Source organism: Streptococcus sp. V869 (assembly GCF_054353515.1).
On the sequence record NZ_JBTHHW010000002.1, the window covers coordinates 126,824 to 146,377 of the forward strand.

Genomic DNA, 19,554 nt, shown 5'->3' on the forward strand with positions numbered 1-19,554 from the left:
CGGAACACTGCATCAGTTTCCTATTTTTGCCTTGGGCCTTTACCGCTCTTGGTATCATTTTATTACCAACGGAAGTGTGCGAAGGCACGGTTAGCTTCAGCCATACGGTGAGTGTCTTCACGTTTCTTAACTGCTGCACCAGTGTTGTTAGCAGCATCCAAGATTTCTTTTGCAAGACGGTCTTGCATTGTGTGTTCACCACGAAGACGAGCGATTGTTACCAACCAACGAAGTCCAAGTGTTGTACGACGTTCTGGACGAACTTCAACTGGGACTTGGTAGTTTGATCCACCAACACGACGTGCACGTACTTCAAGTACAGGCATGATGTTTTCCATAGCTGTTTCAAATACTTCAAGTGCATCGTTACCAGTAGCTTCTTTGATTTGCTCAAAAGCACCGTAAACGATTGAAGCAGCTGTACCACGTTTACCATCAAGCATAACGCGGTTGATAAGACGAGTAACTAATTGTGAATTGTAAAGCGGATCTGGCAATACGTCACGTTTTGGAGCTCTATTTTTACGACTCATTTCTCTTTATCCCCTTTCCTTATGCTTTTGGACGTTTAGTACCGTATTTAGAACGGCCTTGTTTACGATCGTTAACACCTGCAGTATCAAGTGCACCACGGACGATATGGTAACGTACCCCTGGAAGGTCTTTTACACGTCCACCGCGAAGAAGTACCACGCTGTGCTCTTGCAAGTTGTGTCCGATACCTGGGATGTAGGCAGTAACTTCGATAAGGTTGCTCAAACGTACACGAGCAAATTTACGAAGGGCAGAGTTAGGTTTTTTAGGTGTCATTGTTCCAACACGAGTTGCAACACCACGTTTTTGTGGTGAAGAAACGTTTGTTTGAACTTTTTTATGACTGTTGTAACCAACGTTCAAAGCTGGTGATTTAGATTTTTCTACTTTTGATTTACGCGGTTTGCGAACCAATTGGTTAATTGTAGGCATCTACATTCTCCTGTGTTTTTTTATTTTTGGTGATGATACACTTGGTGACAGCTATCATCTGTGTGTACTTTTGCAACATTTGTCAGCACGTCCCTGTACACTTTTGAGAGACCAAAAGTAAAAAGTACCGTCTATTATTGTACCACGATTTTTCTATCTTTGTCAATACATTTCTTCTTATTTTTCGACTTCCTTCATCTTTGTTTTATTACAAACCACATAGACTCTGTATCCGACCATATAGTCAAATCACCTTGTAATTGTCTAGAAAATGGTGTTTAATAGATTTGTAAGTAAGAGATCTCTATTACAACTTGATAAAGGAGAAATTATGAAAGTCAGACTTGATATTGATCAGCAATACACCGAAGAACAAATCATCATAGAGGCACCAACCTTGTCTCCAAGAGTTCAAAAAGTTCAAGACTTTGTTCAATCGCTGGATCAAAAAGAAACTCTTAAAGGAAAATTTCAAGATCAGGTTTTTCTTATCGAAATTCAAAAGATTCAACGGATTTACATTGAAAACCGTAAAGTGATAGCTGAAACGGGTAATCGAACCTATGCACTCGACATTCGCCTCTACCAAGCAGTTGAAATTTTACCTGCTTCCTTTATCCAAATTTCCCAATCGGAAATTGTCAACATTGATGCTATCAGTCATCTTAAACTAACCTCTAACGGCTTGATTGAAATTTATCTCAAAAACGACAGTTTTACCTACTCATCTCGCCGTTACCTCAAAGCTATTAAGGAGAAATTAGAATTATGAAAAAACAAGTATTTCACGATGCCACAACTGGTATCCTCATCGGCCTCATCCTATCTATTATCTTCTCGTTTATCCACTCACCAAATAACTACGCACCTCTCAGCCCCAACTCTTTGACCGGTCAATTCATGACCCAACATCAGGTTCATGGGTCACTCGTCCTACTTTACTGTCTGCTTATTTGGGCAGCAATTGGAGTCCTCTTTAGTTTTGGCGGTCGTCTCTTTGCCCAAGACTGGAGTCTCCTTCGAGCTACTGTCACTCACTTCTTCCTTATGTTGCTAGGTTTCGTCCCTCTAGCAATCTTAGCTGGTTGGTTCCCGCTTCACTGGACTTTCATCCTTCAGCTCATCCCAGAGTTTGCAATCGTCTACCTCATCATCTGGATTGTTCTCTACAAGAGAGAATCTAAAAAAGTTGCAGACATCAATCAACTATTGGCTCATAAAAAATAATAGCTAAAAACCCACTCACAGGACTGAGTGGGTTTTTGCTTATAATTTTTGTTTCAGCTCTAACAAGAGATTCATGGCTTGCATAGGTGTTATATTGTAAACATCTATATTCGCCAATTCTGTCAGGATTGGATTTTCTTCTTTTTCATCAAAGAGTGACATTTGTTCATTGACAGTATTTTGTTTGGTAGGAATTGGACTTTCCTGACCTTGGCTTTCTAGTTGAGTTAAAATAGCATCCGCTCTTTTTAGCAAGTCTGCTGGCAAACCTGCAATCTTGGCAACATGAATACCGTATGATTTGTCTGCTGGACCTAGTTCAATCTTATGAAGGAAAGTAACTTGGCCATTTTGCTCAAGCGTAGCCACGTGAACGTTTACCAGTTGTTTCAAACTAGCTTCCAGACTGGTTAATTCATGGTAGTGCGTCGCAAAGAGAGTCTTGGCACCGATATGTTCATGGATGTACTCGATGATAGACTGGGCTAAAGCCATCCCATCATAAGTTGCGGTTCCCCGACCAAGTTCATCAAAGAGAATCAAGGAATCCTTTGTCGCATGAGAAATGGCATTATTGGCTTCCATCATCTCTACCATAAAGGTAGATTGGCCTGAAACCAAGTCATCTGCCGCCCCAATACGGGTAAAAATTGCATCAAAGATTGGCAAGCGGGCACTTTCTGCCGGGACATAAGAACCCATCTGTGCCATGACCGCTGTTATCGCCAACTGGCGCATATAGGTTGACTTCCCGCTCATATTAGGTCCTGTGATCAGTTGGATGCTGGTGTCTTCATCCATCTGGATACTATTAGGAATATAGGTTTGGGCTCCCATGACCTTTTCAACGACGGCATGACGACCTTTTTGGATATCTATGCTAGAGTCTTGCCCAAACTCTGGGCGAATCAGGTGTTGATTTTCAGCTACCACTGCTAGTCCTTGTAAGGCATCAACAGTCGCAATCCCTTGGGCTAGGGCTTGCAGACGTTGAATATACTTACCAACCTCTTCACGGATACGCATAAAAATTTCATATTCAAGATTAGCCGATTTCTCACGCGCCTCTAGCATTTCACCCTCGATACGCGCCAACTCCTCTGTTCCAAAACGCTCAGAGTTTTTCAGCGTAGCCTTGCGGAAAAAGTGGACCGGAACATTACCTAGCTGCGAATTGGTCACATGGAAATAGTAGCCGTCCTTTTTATTGTAATCAATCTTGAGCGTATGGATACCAGAATTTTCTCTTTCCTTGGCCTCAATCTCAGCAATCCAACTAGTCCCTTCTCTGAGAACACGACGGTATTTGTCCAAGGTCTCGTCAAAGCCAGTTCGAATAATGCCACCCTCGGTAATGACATGAGGAGCTTCCGGAGCAATGGCTGCGCTTATAAGACTCTCCAACTCAGGAATAGCGTCCAGCTGTTCAATTAGATAGGCTAGAGCTGGTTGCTCCATTCCCTCCAAAATCGCTCGAATCCGAGGAACACTGGCTAGAGTAGTCGCTAATTGCAAGAGATCTTTGGGGTTGCTTTTCCCAAAAGAAACACGACTAGCCAAACGCTCGATATCGTAGACTCCCTTGAGGCTTTCTGTCAAATCACTGCGCTCAAAGAAATAATCCAGAAACACTTGCACAACTTCCTGACGTTCAAGGATACGTTCCTTATCAATCAAAGGACGTTGAATCCAAGAACGTAGAAGACGCATCCCCATGGCAGTCTTGGTTTCATCTAACAACCAGAAAAGACTGCCTTGTTTCTTACCTGAGCGAGCATTTTCAACCAGATCCAGACTAGCCTTGGTCGCATAATCCATCTGCAAGAAATCCTTGATTTCATAGCGGATAACAGATTTTAAGTGATTCAACTCTCGCATCTGAGTCCGATGAACATATTGGAGGAGTTTACTGCTAGCTGCTTGCTCAACAGGAGCCAATCCTGAATCTAATAGATGTTCATCTTCATAAGTTTCCTGTTCGTAGGAAAGAACTAGATTCATTTGACGACTGAGAATCTGCTCTTCTACTTCAGGCAAGTCATAACCAATCACCACTTCTCTCGCTTTTAGATTGCGGATTTCACCACAGACTAGAGAAAAATCTGATAGCCCCGTTACATAAAAATCACCTGTCACTAGGTCCATATAGGCTAGTCCATACTGGGAACCTTCACGATCAATAGCCACTAAAAAGTTATTGTGACTATCTGGCTTACTACTATCAACCACCGTCCCTGGTGTAATGACCTGAACAACCTCACGCTTAACAACACCAACAGCTTGCTTAGGATCTTCCATCTGCTCGGCGATGGCAACCTTGTAGCCACGCTCAACGAGGACATCGATATACTGTTGGGCAGAATGATAAGGAACTCCAGCCATGGGAATCGGATTTTCAGCATTTTTATTGCGACTGGTTAGTGAGATTTCTAGTATCTGTGCAGCATTGACTGCATCTTCATAAAACAACTCATAAAAATCACCCATACGAAAAAGCAAAAAAGCATCTGGATATTGTTTTTTGATATCCACATACTGTTGCATACCAGGTGATAATTTTTCAGTAGTCATTTACTCTCTCCTTGTAAAAACAGTCCTGAGAGAAGCTCTCAAGACCTTATCTATCTTCCATTAACTCTAGCAAGCGTTCTTCCATGACTTTAGCTGCATGTTGATCCTTACAGATAACCAACAAGGTATTCGCTCCGGCAACCGTTCCTAAAATCCATTCATCTTTATTTGAATCTACTACATTGGCTAAAACGGATGCTTCTCCAAGTTTAGTGTGGAGAACTAAGGTGAATTCGGCTCTTGCAACACCCTCCAAGTGATGTGACAAAAATTCGACCAAATCAATCTTTTCTGTCTCATTTGCTAATACATAATAGACAACATCGTTTTTCTTAACTTTAGTTAAGCCAAGCTCTCGCAAATCACGAGATAAGGTCGTCTGCGTCACAAAGACATTACAAGCTTCCAATCGATCCTGAATTTCTTTTTGAGTGCCTAATTTTTCTTCTGTAATCATTCGCTTAATAAGCTGATGACGTTCTCTTTTTCTCATATGTTCCTCTCGAGTGCATATTTATAACATTTTACATTTTTTTAGTAAGAACATTATATCAAAAAAACTGGATATTTCAAAAAATATCTCTTCTTTCAAAAAAAATGTAGTAAATTGTGATAAAATAGTAGAAAAGCCCTAAAGGAGCCCTAAATGAATACAAAAGAATTGATTGCTAGCGAGTTGGCTAGCGTCATTGATAGCCTGGACCAAGAGGCTATTTTAAATTTACTAGAAACACCTAAAAACTCAGATATGGGAGATATCGCCTTCCCTGCTTTCTCCCTCGCTAAAGTCGAGCGTAAAGCTCCCCAAATGATTGCTGCTGACATCGCCGAAAAAATTAATAGCCAAGCCTTTGAAAAGGTAGTAGCGACAGGACCTTATGTCAACTTTTTCCTGGACAAAGCTGCTATTTCTGCACAAGTACTACAAGACGTTATCACTGAAAAAGAGCACTACGCTGACCAAGAGATCGGTAAGCAAGAAAATGTCGTGATCGACATGTCTAGCCCTAACATCGCTAAACCATTTTCAATCGGTCACCTTCGTTCAACAGTTATCGGAGATAGCTTGTCACATATCTTCCAAAAAATCGGCTATAAAACTGTCAAGGTCAACCATTTGGGAGACTGGGGTAAACAGTTTGGGATGTTGATTGTTGCCTACAAGAAATGGGGTAACGAAGAAGCTGTCAAAGCTCATCCAATCGATGAACTCCTCAAGCTCTATGTCCGCATCAATGCTGAAGCTGATAAAGATCCAAGTTTGGATGAAGAAGCACGCGAATGGTTCCGCAAACTTGAAAACGGTGATGAGGAAGCTCTCGCTCTTTGGCAATGGTTCCGCGATGAAAGCTTGGTAGAATTTAACCGTCTTTACAATGAGCTACAAGTCGAATTCGACAGCTATAACGGGGAAGCCTTCTACAATGACAAAATGGATGCAGTTGTAGATATCCTCGCTGAAAAAGGACTGCTTGTTGAGTCAGAAGGTGCTCAAGTTGTTAACCTTGAAAAATATGGAATCGAACATCCAGCTCTGATCAAAAAATCTGACGGTGCAACTCTCTACATCACACGTGACTTGGCTGCGGCCCTCTACCGTAAAAACGAGTACCAATTTGCCAAATCTATCTATGTCGTTGGTCAAGAACAATCTGCTCACTTCAAACAACTCAAGGCTGTCTTGCAAGAGATGGGTTACGATTGGAGCCAAGATATTGTCCATGTTCCGTTTGGCTTGGTTACAAAAGAAGGGAAAAAACTTTCTACTCGTAAAGGGAATGTTATCTTACTAGAGCCAACTGTAGCAGAAGCCATCAGTCGTGCTAAAGCGCAGATTGAAGCCAAAAATCCAGAACTTGAAAACAAAGACCAGGTCGCTCATGCTGTTGGAGTTGGGGCCATTAAATTCTATGACCTTAAAACTGACCGTACAAATGGATATGACTTCGACCTTGAAGCTATGGTATCCTTCGAAGGGGAGACTGGTCCTTATGTTCAATACGCTTACGCTCGTATCCAATCAATCTTGCGTAAAGCCGATTTCAAACCTGAAGCAGATGCCAACTATAGCTTGAACGATGCTGAAAGCTGGGAAATCATTAAGCTAATCCAAGACTTCCCACGTATTATTAAACGTGCAGCTGATAATTACGAACCTTCGATCATCGCTAAATTTGCGATTAGCTTGGCCCAAGCCTTTAACAAATACTATGCCCACACTCGTATCTTGGATGAAAGTCCAGAACGTGACAGTCGTCTAGCCCTCAGCTACGCAACTGCAGTCGTCCTCAAAGAAGCCCTTCGTTTGCTGGGTGTAGAGGCGCCAGAGAAGATGTAAATCGTTACAAGAGACTGGAACTAAAGTTCCTAGTCTCTTGACGGCAATCGCTATCGGGCGATTTGCCTAAACACTTCACTAGTCGTGGCTCCTAAATATAATCAATTCAGGGACCACGACGTCGTAAATGAGGCGATTTGCCTAAACGCCTTACAGTATTACCAGTCGAAAGGCGAAGGAGTTTCGCTTTTCTCTTACCACCTACTTCTTTATCACTTAGGGAGAATTTTTATGAGCCAGTATGCTTATATTCTAGTTGTTATCAGTCTTCTTTTTCTCTTTCTTGTCAATAAATACGAAAAAGAAAAACTTCAAAGACTGCTTCAGGACCAACTATTAAAGGACCAAGCTTTTCGTGCAACTATCGAAGAGAAAATCCAAATGATAGAAAATATCAATGATGTCATTGACTACATCAATAAAAACTACCGTTTAGGAATTCCTATTTCAAAAGAAATCGTTGACGAAATCCGCAACTAACAAAAAGACTCGAGAATTTTCGTCTCGAGTCTTTTTTTATTTTCTCCTGATTGCTAAGATCCCCACCAAGATAACAATTCCTAGTGATGCCATGGTTCCATAAGTTGACAAACTTTCATCAAGAAATTTCTCAGAGAACAGTATCAGACTAATTGCCAAGAGCAACAAGGTACTGCATATCATAATATTTTTAAAGCTTGGTTTACCTTTCTTATGATAGAAAAATCTAAGGAATTTACTCATTTGAATTGTTCTCTTTTAAAATAATTCTATGATTCATGAGCTAATACTCTAGCTCAGAAAATCTGTCCTCTTACAAGGATTCAAGTTCATAGAGTTCTGCAATAATAGCTGCAACCTTTTTGATGTCTCCCAGCATGCCACGCATCTCAAAATCAGCTAAAACAGGGAAACCAAAACGTTGGCTGTATTGCTTGGCTGTCAAACAGTATTGATTGTTAAAATTGCGGTTGCCTGATCCTACAACACCAAAACACTTGCTAGCATTATCACCATATGCAATAAAGTCACCTACTGGAGTGGTCAAGATTTCCACATCTCCATTATCAACGCCATTGCCACCTTCTAGGTAAGTCGGTAGAAAAGCCACATATTGGTTGGTCATCTCAAAGAAGTCTTCTCCATCTTTGACCAAGTCTTTAATATGAATTTTTTCCACATCAATATTCGCATACTGCTCCAACAAATAAGCTTTCAAACGTGTCACAAAACTCTCCGTGTTCCCGCTAAGGCTGATATAAACTAAGGAAATTTTTTTCATCTTTTCCTCCCTCTTTCTCGAATCCAAAAAAATAACTACCAAGATTGTATCTTGATAGTTATCCTTTGTCAACTCTTAGGCGAGTTCTTCCTCTTGAGATTCTGTTAGTTCTTTTTGCTGACGCCATATTTTATAAAAGACGATTCCCAAAAAGATAACATTGATGACGATGAATATGATAGTGGTTACTTTTGACATGACTTCCATTCCTAAACGAAGGGTGTCATCTTTAATCAATTGCATAGCATCTTGGATATTCATATTGTCATAGACTAGCCCAATAATGGATAGTAAAACATATCCAACATAAGTATAGTTTGCCAACTGTAATTTCTTACGAACTAGGAAAATAAAGGCTACTACAACTAGGATAGCAGACAAAAGAATTAGTATCACGTTAACAATAGAGTGAGATGACTCTGACACTTGGTAGGCATAGTTAACAGCGTCATCTATTTGTTGAGCATTAAGCGTCCCAACATTTTCTTGGCTAGCACGAAGGGCTTCCTTATTAGGGACTGGAGTGAAAATTCCAACTACTGCCAAGAATGAGCTAATCGCTGATAAGACTAATAAAATCCATAGATAGATTGGTTTCTTTTTCATAAAAGTAACCTCCTCATATTTTTGAATTTATTATAGCATATTTTAAGATGGATAACAAAAGTTAGAGGGTTACATCAATCTGCTTGCGATAAGCCTTAGGAGACTTTCCACATAGTTTTCGAAAAACCTTGTAGAAGTACCCTACATTACTATACCCAACTGTATAGCAGATATCCTCAATACTATCGTTTGTAGATAGCAAGAGTTGCTGGGCAGCCTTGATGCGTTGCTTATTGAGAAGTTCCGCAAAGGTTGAATTGGTTTCCTTCTTGATTAACTGACCTAAGTAAACAGGATTGATAAAGAGATCCTTGCTGATATCCTTGAGAGACAGCTCTTTTTTATAGTCTCTACCAATGACTTCGAGTACACTGACGACATTTTCATTCATGCGGTATTGGCCAAAGAAGGAAGTCAGGGTTTCTTTTGTATAAGACACTAAGTCTTCAAAGTTTGTGATGGCATGAATATTCTTGACGATATCTGTCATATCATCTGCTTTCAGATGCTCGAAGAGATGGAAGACATCCATAACAAACTGAGTAAAGAGTTGCTTGGTGATGGATACCCTCGGTGTGTTTTCTAAGACAATCTTCTCAAGCAAATTCAACTCCTCGATAATCTGTTGAAGATTGCCCTGGATAATAACTCGATAGATGGGTTCATAATATGAGAAGAGACTTTCAGACTGATCTAGATTAACAGTTCCATAAAAAAGTGCTTTTTCAACGTCAAACTTCCATTTTTCAAAGTTTATCTGATAAGGTGACTCAAAAGGCAGAACGAGTAAACCATCGAATTTCTGATCTGCAAGAACAATCTGCCAGTCCTGACCTAAAACGTAGTAAGGAATAACAAAATCTCCTTGTTTTTCTTTTGAAAGACCAATCCACCAGCTTTCTTTTTGGGAAAGATGCGCCTTAAATGCTTCTTCATCTAATTTTTGGCTTAACATCTCTGGTCCATGCACCTTCTCACGAAGCTGACCAAGGATTTTCTCAAGTAAATGCTCCAGTTCAACCTTATCAACTGGTTTGACAAGATAATCTACAACATTGAGGTTCATGGCTTTCTTGACATAGTCAAATTCTTGATAGCCCGAGAGAAGGATATAGTAAGCCTCTGGCAAGAGTTCCTTCATCTCTCCAATCATTTCAAGACCTGTCTTGTCGGGCATGTTGACATCAGAAATGACGACATCTACAGGGTGCTCACGAACATAGTCCAGAGCGTCATCAGCATGATTAGCCGTCGCGACGACTTCCATATCCCATTTTTCAAAAGGGATCAAACGCTTAAGTCCTTCTGTAATCATGTACTCATCATCAACTAATAGTACTTTATACATGTTTATCCTTTCTCTTCATCCTGAATGGTAATTCGATATTGAACACCTTTTTGTTCAGCAGATTCTATACTAATGTTATAGCGGTCTCCAAAGTAGAGCACAAAGCGTTCGTGGATATTCACAATCCCAATAGACTGTTGTTCCCCCTTATAATCTGCTGTGTGTTCAAAGGTTCTTTGAGTTAATTTAGCTTGGATTTCTGCTAGTTTTTCAGCAGACATCCCCCGACCATTATCTGTTACCAAGATTTCGACATAGCCATCTTTTTTCAAAGCCTTGATACTGATTACATTATCTGTTCTTCTGTGATCAACTCCATGGGCAAAATAATTTTCTACCAAGGGTTGGAGGGTGAACTTTGGAATACGCATTTCTTCCAATTCAGGGTCAATCTTAAATCCGTATGCAATGGATTTTGGATAGCGAACCATACAGAGATAACTGTACTTCCGACAAAACTCCACTTCTTGCTTGAGTGTCGTTTCTCGCTCGTCGGAAATATTATTGCGTAGGAGACTACTGAACTCATAGATGATATCTGCTAATTCATTTTGATTCTCCATCACAGCATACATCCGCAAAAACTCCAGAGTATTATACATGAAATGCGGATTAATTTGAGCTTGTAGCGCACGCATGTTGGCATCTTTTTGATTGAGTTCCAGTTGATAAATATCGTGAATATTACTTTCCAACCGGTCCAACATATCGTTTGTCGTTTCAGCAATCAAAAGCAATTCTTGATCCTTTTTGTCGGTATTAATCCTCTTGGTTTTCTCTCCCTTAGTAATGGCTTGGATAGAATCCACCAAGTCCACAACCTGATGTTGATAATCAGAGAAGGTTCTTCTTAAGGTGATATATAAGATGATGATAAAGAGAGCACTCAAACCAATGATGAGAGTTGAACTCGCTAAACTACCATTTAAAACATAGTTCTGAGGCACGGCCACTTGAACCTGATAGCCGTGTGCTGTTGAACCTACCATCCAAGAACCTCTAGTCCCTTTTTCACCCAGATGAAACATGTCCGTTTCATAGGGCGTAATAACAGAAACAGCGACTGGGACGACTCCTCTGGTATTATCAATTGCCTTGTGGAGAACCTCTGGTGGCACCGAGATATAGATAACTCCCAAAGCCTGGTCCGATACTGGATCGGATACTGGAACAGCGAAACTATTAGCATCTGGTTTAAAGTTTTCAGCTGGAATCTTCTGCCCACTACGATTATCTCTCTTGGAAACAAAGACGTCCGTTGAATCCTGTAGAACAATCGCAACACCACTCACAAAATCATTTCGGACGTAGATATCATCAATATTTTCATAAATTGAGACCGAAATATAAGGAGACGCCTTTCGTTCTAGTTGCCAATAGAAATAGTCTGGTGTACTGAGACTGAAATACTTATAAATCCCTTCAATCCGAGCTTGATTATCCACTAAACTCTGGGCTAGGCGGGTTGACTCTCGATAATAATACTCAACTTCATCGATAGTACGGGCTAGGACACGCTGGCCAACACGATTGGCTTCCCTTTCACGCATATCCCAGTCTGCATAAGAAATCAAAAGAGCAAAGCAGGAAATGATGATAATCATTACCAGGCTATAGAGTCTAAGAAGTGAGTGGAGACGAAACTGTTTGGTATTATCTTGTTGCCAATTTTTCATGAATACTCTCATAAACAGGCTCCAACAAATCGCTAATAAAGAAGTGCCACATTCCAACACCTACAAAAATAAGGAGGGCTGGCATGTAGAAACCAATAATAATCAACAAGACACTACCAAGAAGAACCTTGGCCATAGCTGATAGGCTCATAAATATTCCGATAAAAGCAAGCTTTAGAGTGTTTTTATAGGATAATTCAAAGTAAACCTGCAGTTTTAAAGACACTGCATAGCCTAGAAATACCAAGGCTACTAAAAAGATATTTAGAAAGGTTGCTGCCAAGTGAATAATAGTCTGGTTTGGCAATTGAATCATCAGATACAAACCATAAATCAAGATGAAGTCAATCCCTATAAAGGTGTAGAAACTAAGATTGCTTTTGATAAAATTGCTCTTAAACAAAGCCCAAGCTTCCTTGAAACGATATTCACGATAAGAATAACCGTGTTCTGCATATAAACTCATGAGAGTTGTACTAGCGGGTGCTATACCAAAAACCACTCCTCCTGCTAGTGTCAATAACCAAAAATAAGCCGTCGCAATCATCCCCAAAAAGAAACGATGAAAGACTAGCTCAATGAAATTTCCCACGGTTTGCCTCCTATAAATTAATCTAGTTTTATTATAACATATTTCAAGCGCTCTCAAAAATAGGAGCAGTAAAAAGGGCAAGAGAATTTAACTCATTACTTTTTTAGTAGTAAGCTTGGAGTAGGGGCTATCCTTGTTAAAAGTGTACAAACACCAAACTATAAAAAATTACATTTATTGGTTTAACAATGATGTTTGTGCTATAATAAAGATAGAAAGAGATACCGATTAATAATCAGAGAACAAAGGCTTTACCAGGGCAGATGGATATGTTTGAAAATTAGATAATTACTATTCAACTTAATTATTGGTTTGACAAAATAACGAAAGGGGTACAAGACATGACTATTTTTATTTTAAGAACTACCGTGTTTTGGATTGCTCTTATTTTGAGTCTTTTCTCTGATAAATTGTTCAAACAACAATATGTAAAAATCCGAAAAATAATTTGCGCTATAATCATGTTAGTCGTATCATTATCATATCTGTTCTAAGTTATTTTAGAAGCTTGATTAACAAAATAACGAAAGGAGTATGTACCATGACTACTCAAACTTTAAGCACTGCGTTGATGGGTGTTGCGCTTATATTGACTCTTTTCTCTGAAAAATTGTTCAAGCAACATGAAAAAATCGGAAAAATAATTTGCACTATAATCATATTAGTCGCTGTTTTGTTAAAGCTGCTCTAAGTTATTTTAAGAATACAGGAATTTGTTTGTCCTGTATTCTTTTTTCTCTATAAAATGTGCATTGATAACATTTATATTTATTTTAAAAACAACAAAAAAACTCTCTAGACAATTTGACTAGAGCGTTTTTCTTATGTATTGATTCATATTGAATGCTTAATTCACTTCTCAATAACAGAAGCTCCGAAAACGAATTTTTGGTAATCTACTGATAATCCATTGTTTGTAAGATTAGGTTATAAGTGTTTATTTCCAACGAAAATGAAGTTTGAATGCTTAATTTAATAGGCTTTTACAGATATTTGATTTTTGTTACCCAAAACCAGGCTTGAAAAAAGCTCGTAAAGCATCACAATTAATAAACGTTAATTCGAAAGAATTACTATATTTTAAAAGAGTACATTTTCAAAAGATTTTTCTTTTGGCTTCAATTCCTAATTAATCAATGAACTTAATGCTAGGTCTCGAAAAGAATTATGCTTCCTCTTTCCGTCTGAGTTCAAAGAGGTCTTCTACTTTCAAATCAAAAACTTGAGCAATTTTAAGAGCCATTTCCAGCGAAGGATTGTAACGGTTATTTTCCAGGTGCAGAATTGTCTCGCGTCGCATGCCGATGAGGTCGGCTAACTCCTGCTGGGTCATGCCTGTGGACTCACGAATAGATTTGAGATTAGTAATAATCTTGCTTTCTTTGGCCATGCTTATCCTCTCCGTTCCAAGATAAAATAGACAACCGCAAAAATGAAAATCAAGGCAGCTATGCTAATAAAGATCTGGCCCATGTAAAGAGTGAGGGACCCCATATACCCAATGATAACTGCTAGGATTATCAGTGCACCTAGAATAAAAACAAACATCAAGCTAGCTGCCTTGGCTAAATTAGCATAAAAGCGTTCGTCTGGAGTTTCCTTGACATTTTTCAAACAGAAAAAACCAAATACAATCACTTCAATAACGAGGCCAATTCCCAAAATCCATTCTTTAATACCAGAACTTTCGCTTGGGGTCGCAACCCAAATCCCTACTGTATAAAAAATGCTTGCTGCAAACAAAAGTATCGTGTAAAGCTTAGCAGACAAGTCAAAAATAGTCTTCCCCTTACCTTTCTGAATCTTATGAGGCCGTGGTTTCATATGTAGCCAACTCCAAATAGCTATAATTTGACCGAACACTGAAATACCAGCAATAACTAACTTGGGTCCCCAACTAAGATTAGAACCAAATAAAACAGTAAAATCAATAAAGAGAGCTACGGCAATCATTGCAATGAGGCCACGCATTTTTTGACTTTTTTTCATGATAGACTCCTTTTTTGTGTTATAAATATATCACACTTAAATTTATGTTATAAATATATCACACTTAAATTTAGAAAGCAAGAATTCATGTGTCAATGTGGCAATTATTTGAAAAATTTTTTTAATTAAAGACCTCGCTAGTCAAACAACTAAAGAATTCTTTGAAGCAATGCATCGGATTTGGTTTGGATAGTTTCGTTAATAGCATTTGATGATAAAGAACTTTTGGAAAATCTAGATACTGTATGAAGCTTTACTTTTTTCTTAGACAGTTATAAAGTCGATCAGAATGAACCTTGTAAATGTATAAGTTAATTCTTACAGACCTAAACTATTCTCCTGTTTAGAATCTATACTTTCCAAACCAGGTCTTGAGAAAAAAAGTAGAGATTGAACTGAAATATAGTGCAATGTATTGAAATTGAAAAAAAGAAAAAACGCTTAAAATCAGCGTTTTTCTTATGTATTGATTCGTATTGAATGCTTACTTCACTTCTGTAAAGGTTGTTAATGTTATTTTAGCACCCTTTAAACGCTGTCATATCAACGTTTCTAGATTGTTCTATAGAAAATGTAGTCATAAATGTAGTCATTTTGCTATGTTGTCAATTTTGCAATTTCTTTGAGGTAGATTTCAACTGCTTCTGCCTTCTTTTTCGGTGCCAATTCAGCATAAGTGTCCATTGTCGTTTTGATTGACTTATGGCCCATTCTTATCTGGAGTTCTTTCCAGTTAGCACCAGCATTCAGCATCAAAGAAGCATGTGTATGACGGAAAAGGTGAAAACCATAGTTTGGTAGTCCCAACTCAGTCAAACGCTTTTTAAGTGTTGCACGTTCATTTCTATCACACATATAGTTCCCGTAAATTGTCGGGAAAATTAGATCCACAGTTGGTAAATCATGACTCACAAAGTAATCACTCATCTCAGCATAAAAAGCTTTCAAGTCATCTAAGACTTGTCTCGGGACTGCAACTCTTCTGTTGCCAGAATCAGTTTTGGCACTGTTCTTACAAACAATCTCACCCTTAATCCCAAGTTTCTTATTTCCAACTTTCCACATCAGCGTCTTGTTAACGACGATTTCATTGGAATCAAAATCGAGATCATGAATCGATAAAGCAAGAAGCTCATTGATTCGAAGCGCAGAAGCTAACAGCGTATCGCAGATAACTTTGAATCTTCGATTTGCTCGAGTATCAGGAAGAGTATCAAGATAGTTCAGCCAAGTGCCCAAATCCTCTCCGTGCAATACCATAATTCTCTCCTTTACCACCTTTGGTTTTGGAGGGATTTTTACTGTCTGAGCTGGGTTATGAGAAAGTTCAAAATTTGTAATCCCATAATCGAAAATATCACTGAGCTTATAGATAACTGCACCGAAATCTTTTGCGTGTCCCTTTTTGGATTTTTTAACACCTGATTCAACAGACTTTTTAGATTGCTGAGCTAGTTTGTTAACCCAAATCTGAATATCTGCAGATTTTATCTCTTCAGGCCTATATTCTCCAAACTTAGGAATGATATAGGTGTCAAGATAGCTTCGAACTCGGTTAATCGTATTCTGAGAAGTCACCCAAGTTACAAAACTGACAAACCAGGCTTCTGCTAACTCCTCGAAGTTATTAATCAACAAAGTCTCTTTTAGAGTTGAACCCTTCGCTTCAAATTCAAGTCGAGCTTGAATGATTTTCCTATCAAGACTTTTTAGAGTTTTAGCAGTTATAGATGATGTAACTTTTTTTCCAGTCTTAACATCTACACCAATATACACACCACGTTGCGTATAGCTAATAGTTCCATTATTCTTGATAGTTTTAATGACTTTTCGATTGTTGTGAATGATAGTTTCTTTCTGCATAGTAGCCTTTCACGTTCGGATATATAAAAGGCTAAAATAACAACCTCACATTATTCTATGTGATATTACTATTTTAGCACATTTCTTAGAATTAAGGAGTTAAATAGGTCAGCACATCCTCCATTCTATAGTAGACAGTTCTAGCTCCCTCAATCGGTGGTTCTAGGCGCCTTAGTCCAGTTTTCTCCCAAGACTTCAACGTGTTAGGAGATATCTTAAGTATCGAAAGCAGTTCCTTCTGTGTAAGTATACTTACATGCTTTTGAGTAGCTTCTTGCTTCTGCATCAAAGCTAGTAAACAATTCAAAATCTGTTCAATTTGATTCAACTTTATGAGTTCATTATTCGTCATTTTTCACTCTCCTTTCTTTTTTCTGAGTATCGACGCGAATCCAGATACTTTGCGAAAAAGTACGTCTTATTAATGATGAGATTCAACAGTGACGGATTCTCAACTCGTGCATATCTAACAAGATTGTTAAACTCAGTAAAATTGTGTTCGTCGATAATATCAATTACCGTTGAAAGAAATTGTTCATTATTGCTACTTATCAGAAATTTATTCAAGTCAAAACCACAACCAGACTCAATTTCATCAATATTGTAGAGTGTTTTATCAGGATTCTCAGCGTGTATAAAATAATCGTACATGCCTTTTGGAGACATGACTATCTCTACATGCGAAGGTGTATTAAGCCTTTCAGTTAGTAACTCTGATACCTGAGTATAGCTTTTTAGTGATTCGAAAAATAGAACTCCATGTTTGTGTGATTTCTTAAATTCTCCAGTTTCTTTGTTAACGTCTTTATCATGCCAAGGGCTCAAGACAAATGGGATATGCATCTCCTCAAGAATATCTAAATAATTTTCTGGTGCACTTTCTTGATAAATCAGGAATGCCCATTTGTTGGAACGTTTATCTTTAGCCATAAATACCTCTCCTCAATTCATAAATTCATATTTTAAGGTTCTCGCAATTTGTGTGATTATGTATTATTGGACATATTGGGAGTCGTAGTATTCCCAATATGTCATCTAAACAATTTTTTGAGAAAGGCAGCAACTCTGGCCCTCACTACGTGAGCCGAGTACTGCCAACTTATTATCTCTTAGTTCCTGTAAACCAAATTTTATTACCTTTTCGATATGGTGAAGAAAAATAATAGTTTGGATTCCTATTTGAAATTTCTTCCTTGATATCATCTTCCATTTCTTTTAGAAGTTTTTGAGCTTGTTGAGTACGAGGAACACGAAGTAAGACAGTGACGGTTTCTTTTCTTACATCTACTGTACACCCTAAGACAGAGTTATTGAAAGTTTTTAAAATGGGATTGACTCGAGTAATGGTCTGACTCTCAATTGTACTCATTGGTTCTGAATGCACATCTTGCTTCAGAAATTGTCTCATTTGAAAAGTTTGGTAGATAGACTTGAAATAATTCCACAATGAGTCGTTTGATAATCTTTGAACTAACTCAATGATAACCAAAAGAGCAGGAACGAGAATGAGAAAGAACGATAGTAATTGAATGTAATATTCACAAATAGTCAATATATCTAGTATTTTTGTAAAAACTCCTTGCATTCCATGTATCTTAATATTTTCTAATGCTTGGATAAATAAATTGATTCCAATCTTAAAGAGGAAGCTAAAAATTGCAAGGCCAATAAGATTTATATTGAGGTTATAAGTTCTTTGAAAAAAAGTTTTTTTCATGAGTTACAGGATACCTTTCTTTGTATAATACGTGGGACATAGTAGAGGCAAAACTTGATAAGGATGTTCATTATCTATAATTTGAATTAAGCCCGTCCCTTTTCCAATTGGGATAACAATTCCCTCAGGATCTAAGTCAGGGAACAGAAACTGTGTTGTCTTCTTGTTGATATTACCAATTTGAATTAACACATTTAATTGCTCCCTAACAGATATAGGTATAGTATTATAGTCATACCGCTGGCTAACCAGCAACAAGTGGATAGATGTCGCACGCCCCAAAAGAGAAACTTGTGCTAAGAGAGAGAAGAATGAATCTTTAATAGTTTTATTGACTCCTTCGGATAACGCCAACACTTCATCAATGACAATCGTCAAATGTTCAAATTTATGTTCTGGATTATCATAGAGAGTCTCCTGTCTCTGTTGTATTAGATTCAAACAGGTACTCAAATTCTCGTTGATTTCTGAAACAAAGTCTGACTTGGATCGATTCTTTTGAGGATGTAGAACCGGAATGCCATGTGCACGAGCCCATCGACTGGGTGTATCAAATTTGGGATCTACAATTATTAAGTCTGAAATGTTTTTTAGTAGACTAAGAAAATAGGTAAGAGCGTAAGACTTACCAGAACCGCTATTCCCTGCGATAGCCATTGAAGTTACTTTGTTGTAGTCAAGAGTAAGGTTTTTCATTATGGGAATCAGATGTCCTTTTTGATTTTCTGAGAATTCTTCCAAATCAGAAATTACTAATCGTTCAGAGATACCTACTCTCCAAGGGAAGAAGAGGCCACGCTGAATGTGAATATCCTCTGTTTCAAGAGCAAGAAAGTAAGCGGAATTCTGTTTAAGTACTGTGTATCGTGGATAAAGCGCAGCATTAGCGATCAGAAAAATCTTATGATAAAGTTCATCGTCAATGATATATCCTGCCGGTAATCGTGGGATAAATAGAAAACCATCTTGCATAATTCGGATATCAAAGCTGTTGCAATAGCTAGTCTCTCCGTGCATAATGCTACCAAGCCCCATATTCAGGGCTTGGAGCAAGTATTTAGCAAGCTCTTCATAAGTCATTATTTAACCTCTTTAAGATTATTAGCACGGAAATAGACATTGTAGCCAACCTCGCAAGCTTCGAGATTATCAAAAACAACCATTGCTAAATATGCTGGAAGATTAACTTCAGATTCAAATTTCACTTGAAACGGTGGCAGACCTTTCTGAGAGAACCAGGCTTTATAAGCAATGATTTCACCCGTTAGTTGACCGTCTTCAAATTTAATTTGTGTCTCTAATTCTGTACTTAAGCAATAAATACCTTGCTTGTTATCAATATATTCATTGGCAGTATTGGCTGAGTAGCCACCTTTACGATTCCTTGTTTTCATTAGTTT

The 19,554-nt window shown here is 38.3% G+C and carries 23 protein-coding genes; 5 read left to right on the forward strand and 18 right to left on the reverse strand.

Translation table 11 applies throughout. The annotated features are described in order from the left end of the window. Positions 1-62: 62 nt before the first annotated feature. The gene (rpsG, locus tag ACXYSN_RS06065) at positions 63-533 is read right to left on the reverse strand and encodes a 30S ribosomal protein S7 (RefSeq protein WP_000087873.1); all 471 of its coding nucleotides are present in this window, start codon (positions 531-533) and stop codon (positions 63-65) included. 19 nt (positions 534-552) lie between these two features. Further along, complete coding sequence (gene rpsL / locus ACXYSN_RS06070; RefSeq protein ID WP_001142332.1) at positions 553-966, reverse strand: 30S ribosomal protein S12; 414 nt, start codon at positions 964-966, stop codon at positions 553-555. Between the two features lie 331 nt (positions 967-1,297). On the opposite strand from rpsL, the gene ACXYSN_RS06075 reads away from it, so the two are divergent. Continuing rightward, positions 1,298-1,738 (forward strand): LytTR family DNA-binding domain-containing protein, encoded by a 441-nt coding sequence (locus ACXYSN_RS06075; RefSeq protein WP_458636483.1) that lies wholly within the window; start codon positions 1,298-1,300, stop codon positions 1,736-1,738. Then, positions 1,735-2,193 (forward strand): DUF3021 domain-containing protein, encoded by a 459-nt coding sequence (locus ACXYSN_RS06080; protein ID WP_458636484.1) that lies wholly within the window; start codon positions 1,735-1,737, stop codon positions 2,191-2,193. The genes ACXYSN_RS06075 and ACXYSN_RS06080 overlap by 4 nt, the downstream gene beginning before the upstream one ends. A 39-nt stretch (positions 2,194-2,232) precedes the next feature. Here the strand turns inward: ACXYSN_RS06080 and mutS are convergent, their stop codons facing one another. Together mutS and argR are read right to left on the reverse strand one after the other, a co-directional pair. After that, positions 2,233-4,764: a DNA mismatch repair protein MutS gene (mutS, locus tag ACXYSN_RS06085; protein ID WP_458636485.1), complete on the reverse strand. Its 2,532-nt coding sequence runs from the start codon at positions 4,762-4,764 to the stop codon at positions 2,233-2,235. 46 nt (positions 4,765-4,810) lie between these two features. After that, positions 4,811-5,257 (reverse strand): arginine repressor, encoded by a 447-nt coding sequence (gene argR, locus ACXYSN_RS06090; protein ID WP_178894533.1) that lies wholly within the window; start codon positions 5,255-5,257, stop codon positions 4,811-4,813. 153 nt (positions 5,258-5,410) lie between these two features. On the opposite strand from argR, the gene argS reads away from it, so the two are divergent. Further along, the gene (gene argS, locus ACXYSN_RS06095) at positions 5,411-7,102 is read left to right on the forward strand and encodes an arginine--tRNA ligase (protein WP_458636486.1); all 1,692 of its coding nucleotides are present in this window, start codon (positions 5,411-5,413) and stop codon (positions 7,100-7,102) included. A 231-nt stretch (positions 7,103-7,333) separates the two neighbouring features. After that, a complete protein-coding gene (locus tag ACXYSN_RS06100) occupies positions 7,334-7,582 on the forward strand; it encodes a hypothetical protein (protein WP_006151329.1) in 249 nt (82 codons plus the stop codon). Positions 7,583-7,618: 36 nt separating this feature from the next. On the opposite strand, the gene ACXYSN_RS06105 is transcribed toward ACXYSN_RS06100, so the two are convergent. The 6 genes from ACXYSN_RS06105 to ACXYSN_RS06130 form a co-directional block, all read right to left on the reverse strand. Beyond that, positions 7,619-7,825 (reverse strand): hypothetical protein, encoded by a 207-nt coding sequence (locus ACXYSN_RS06105; protein ID WP_458636487.1) that lies wholly within the window; start codon positions 7,823-7,825, stop codon positions 7,619-7,621. A gap of 70 nt (positions 7,826-7,895) precedes the next feature. Next, positions 7,896-8,363, reverse strand: coding sequence for a class Ib ribonucleoside-diphosphate reductase assembly flavoprotein NrdI (nrdI, locus tag ACXYSN_RS06110; protein WP_458636488.1), 468 nt, complete (start codon positions 8,361-8,363; stop codon positions 7,896-7,898). A gap of 75 nt (positions 8,364-8,438) precedes the next feature. After that, a complete protein-coding gene (locus ACXYSN_RS06115; RefSeq protein WP_458636489.1) occupies positions 8,439-8,969 on the reverse strand; it encodes an ABC transporter permease in 531 nt (176 codons plus the stop codon). Between the two features lie 61 nt (positions 8,970-9,030). Then, positions 9,031-10,317 (reverse strand): response regulator transcription factor, encoded by a 1,287-nt coding sequence (locus tag ACXYSN_RS06120; protein ID WP_458636490.1) that lies wholly within the window; start codon positions 10,315-10,317, stop codon positions 9,031-9,033. A gap of 2 nt (positions 10,318-10,319) precedes the next feature. Continuing rightward, positions 10,320-11,993, reverse strand: a complete 1,674-nt coding sequence (locus ACXYSN_RS06125; protein ID WP_458636491.1) for a sensor histidine kinase — start codon at positions 11,991-11,993, stop codon at positions 10,320-10,322. Continuing rightward, positions 11,971-12,585, reverse strand: coding sequence for a YesL family protein (locus tag ACXYSN_RS06130; protein ID WP_458636492.1), 615 nt, complete (start codon positions 12,583-12,585; stop codon positions 11,971-11,973). The genes ACXYSN_RS06125 and ACXYSN_RS06130 overlap by 23 nt, the downstream gene beginning before the upstream one ends. 541 nt (positions 12,586-13,126) lie before the next feature. Between ACXYSN_RS06130 and ACXYSN_RS06135 the strand changes: the two genes are divergently transcribed. Continuing rightward, entirely contained in the window at positions 13,127-13,276 is a 150-nt protein-coding gene (locus ACXYSN_RS06135; RefSeq protein WP_195183614.1) for a hypothetical protein, read from the forward strand. A gap of 474 nt (positions 13,277-13,750) precedes the next feature. On the opposite strand, the gene ACXYSN_RS06140 is transcribed toward ACXYSN_RS06135, so the two are convergent. The 8 genes from ACXYSN_RS06140 to ACXYSN_RS06175 form a co-directional block, all read right to left on the reverse strand. Continuing rightward, positions 13,751-13,975 (reverse strand): helix-turn-helix transcriptional regulator, encoded by a 225-nt coding sequence (locus ACXYSN_RS06140; RefSeq protein WP_458636493.1) that lies wholly within the window; start codon positions 13,973-13,975, stop codon positions 13,751-13,753. Positions 13,976-13,977: 2 nt separating this feature from the next. Continuing rightward, complete coding sequence (locus ACXYSN_RS06145; RefSeq protein WP_458636494.1) at positions 13,978-14,574, reverse strand: DUF3796 domain-containing protein; 597 nt, start codon at positions 14,572-14,574, stop codon at positions 13,978-13,980. 597 nt (positions 14,575-15,171) lie between these two features. Then, positions 15,172-16,437: a tyrosine-type recombinase/integrase gene (locus ACXYSN_RS06150; RefSeq protein ID WP_458636495.1), complete on the reverse strand. Its 1,266-nt coding sequence runs from the start codon at positions 16,435-16,437 to the stop codon at positions 15,172-15,174. Positions 16,438-16,528: 91 nt separating this feature from the next. Continuing rightward, the gene (locus ACXYSN_RS06155; RefSeq protein ID WP_458636496.1) at positions 16,529-16,789 is read right to left on the reverse strand and encodes a helix-turn-helix transcriptional regulator; all 261 of its coding nucleotides are present in this window, start codon (positions 16,787-16,789) and stop codon (positions 16,529-16,531) included. After that, complete coding sequence (locus ACXYSN_RS06160; RefSeq protein WP_458636497.1) at positions 16,786-17,367, reverse strand: replication protein; 582 nt, start codon at positions 17,365-17,367, stop codon at positions 16,786-16,788. The genes ACXYSN_RS06155 and ACXYSN_RS06160 overlap by 4 nt, the downstream gene beginning before the upstream one ends. Positions 17,368-17,539: 172 nt before the next feature. Then, entirely contained in the window at positions 17,540-18,154 is a 615-nt protein-coding gene (locus ACXYSN_RS06165) for a hypothetical protein (RefSeq protein WP_458636498.1), read from the reverse strand. 3 nt (positions 18,155-18,157) lie between these two features. Continuing rightward, positions 18,158-19,234: a cell division protein FtsK gene (locus ACXYSN_RS06170; RefSeq protein ID WP_458636499.1), complete on the reverse strand. Its 1,077-nt coding sequence runs from the start codon at positions 19,232-19,234 to the stop codon at positions 18,158-18,160. Beyond that, a complete protein-coding gene (locus ACXYSN_RS06175) occupies positions 19,234-19,548 on the reverse strand; it encodes a hypothetical protein (protein WP_458636500.1) in 315 nt (104 codons plus the stop codon). The genes ACXYSN_RS06170 and ACXYSN_RS06175 overlap by 1 nt, the downstream gene beginning before the upstream one ends. Positions 19,549-19,554: the final 6 nt, after the last annotated feature.

Bases quoted from the DNA above. Each gene is read 5' to 3' on its own strand.
- ACXYSN_RS06175 (WP_458636500.1), bottom strand. From the start codon at position 19,548: ATGAAAACAAGGAATCGTAAAGGTGGCTACTCAGCCAATACTGCCAAT.
- ACXYSN_RS06170 (WP_458636499.1), bottom strand. From the start codon at position 19,234: ATGACTTATGAAGAGCTTGCTAAATACTTGCTCCAAGCCCTGAATATG.
- argS (WP_458636486.1), top strand. From the start codon at position 5,411: ATGAATACAAAAGAATTGATTGCTAGCGAGTTGGCTAGCGTCATTGAT.
- ACXYSN_RS06080 (WP_458636484.1), top strand. From the start codon at position 1,735: ATGAAAAAACAAGTATTTCACGATGCCACAACTGGTATCCTCATCGGC.
- mutS (WP_458636485.1), bottom strand. From the start codon at position 4,764: ATGACTACTGAAAAATTATCACCTGGTATGCAACAGTATGTGGATATC.
- rpsG (WP_000087873.1), bottom strand. From the start codon at position 533: ATGAGTCGTAAAAATAGAGCTCCAAAACGTGACGTATTGCCAGATCCG.
- ACXYSN_RS06125 (WP_458636491.1), bottom strand. From the start codon at position 11,993: ATGAAAAATTGGCAACAAGATAATACCAAACAGTTTCGTCTCCACTCA.
- ACXYSN_RS06105 (WP_458636487.1), bottom strand. From the start codon at position 7,825: ATGAGTAAATTCCTTAGATTTTTCTATCATAAGAAAGGTAAACCAAGC.
- ACXYSN_RS06100 (WP_006151329.1), top strand. From the start codon at position 7,334: ATGAGCCAGTATGCTTATATTCTAGTTGTTATCAGTCTTCTTTTTCTC.
- ACXYSN_RS06165 (WP_458636498.1), bottom strand. From the start codon at position 18,154: ATGAAAAAAACTTTTTTTCAAAGAACTTATAACCTCAATATAAATCTT.
- ACXYSN_RS06075 (WP_458636483.1), top strand. From the start codon at position 1,298: ATGAAAGTCAGACTTGATATTGATCAGCAATACACCGAAGAACAAATC.
- rpsL (WP_001142332.1), bottom strand. From the start codon at position 966: ATGCCTACAATTAACCAATTGGTTCGCAAACCGCGTAAATCAAAAGTA.
- ACXYSN_RS06135 (WP_195183614.1), top strand. From the start codon at position 13,127: ATGACTACTCAAACTTTAAGCACTGCGTTGATGGGTGTTGCGCTTATA.
- nrdI (WP_458636488.1), bottom strand. From the start codon at position 8,363: ATGAAAAAAATTTCCTTAGTTTATATCAGCCTTAGCGGGAACACGGAG.
- ACXYSN_RS06155 (WP_458636496.1), bottom strand. From the start codon at position 16,789: ATGACGAATAATGAACTCATAAAGTTGAATCAAATTGAACAGATTTTG.
- ACXYSN_RS06120 (WP_458636490.1), bottom strand. From the start codon at position 10,317: ATGTATAAAGTACTATTAGTTGATGATGAGTACATGATTACAGAAGGA.
- ACXYSN_RS06140 (WP_458636493.1), bottom strand. From the start codon at position 13,975: ATGGCCAAAGAAAGCAAGATTATTACTAATCTCAAATCTATTCGTGAG.
- ACXYSN_RS06160 (WP_458636497.1), bottom strand. From the start codon at position 17,367: ATGGCTAAAGATAAACGTTCCAACAAATGGGCATTCCTGATTTATCAA.
- ACXYSN_RS06115 (WP_458636489.1), bottom strand. From the start codon at position 8,969: ATGAAAAAGAAACCAATCTATCTATGGATTTTATTAGTCTTATCAGCG.
- ACXYSN_RS06145 (WP_458636494.1), bottom strand. From the start codon at position 14,574: ATGAAAAAAAGTCAAAAAATGCGTGGCCTCATTGCAATGATTGCCGTA.
- ACXYSN_RS06150 (WP_458636495.1), bottom strand. From the start codon at position 16,437: ATGCAGAAAGAAACTATCATTCACAACAATCGAAAAGTCATTAAAACT.
- argR (WP_178894533.1), bottom strand. From the start codon at position 5,257: ATGAGAAAAAGAGAACGTCATCAGCTTATTAAGCGAATGATTACAGAA.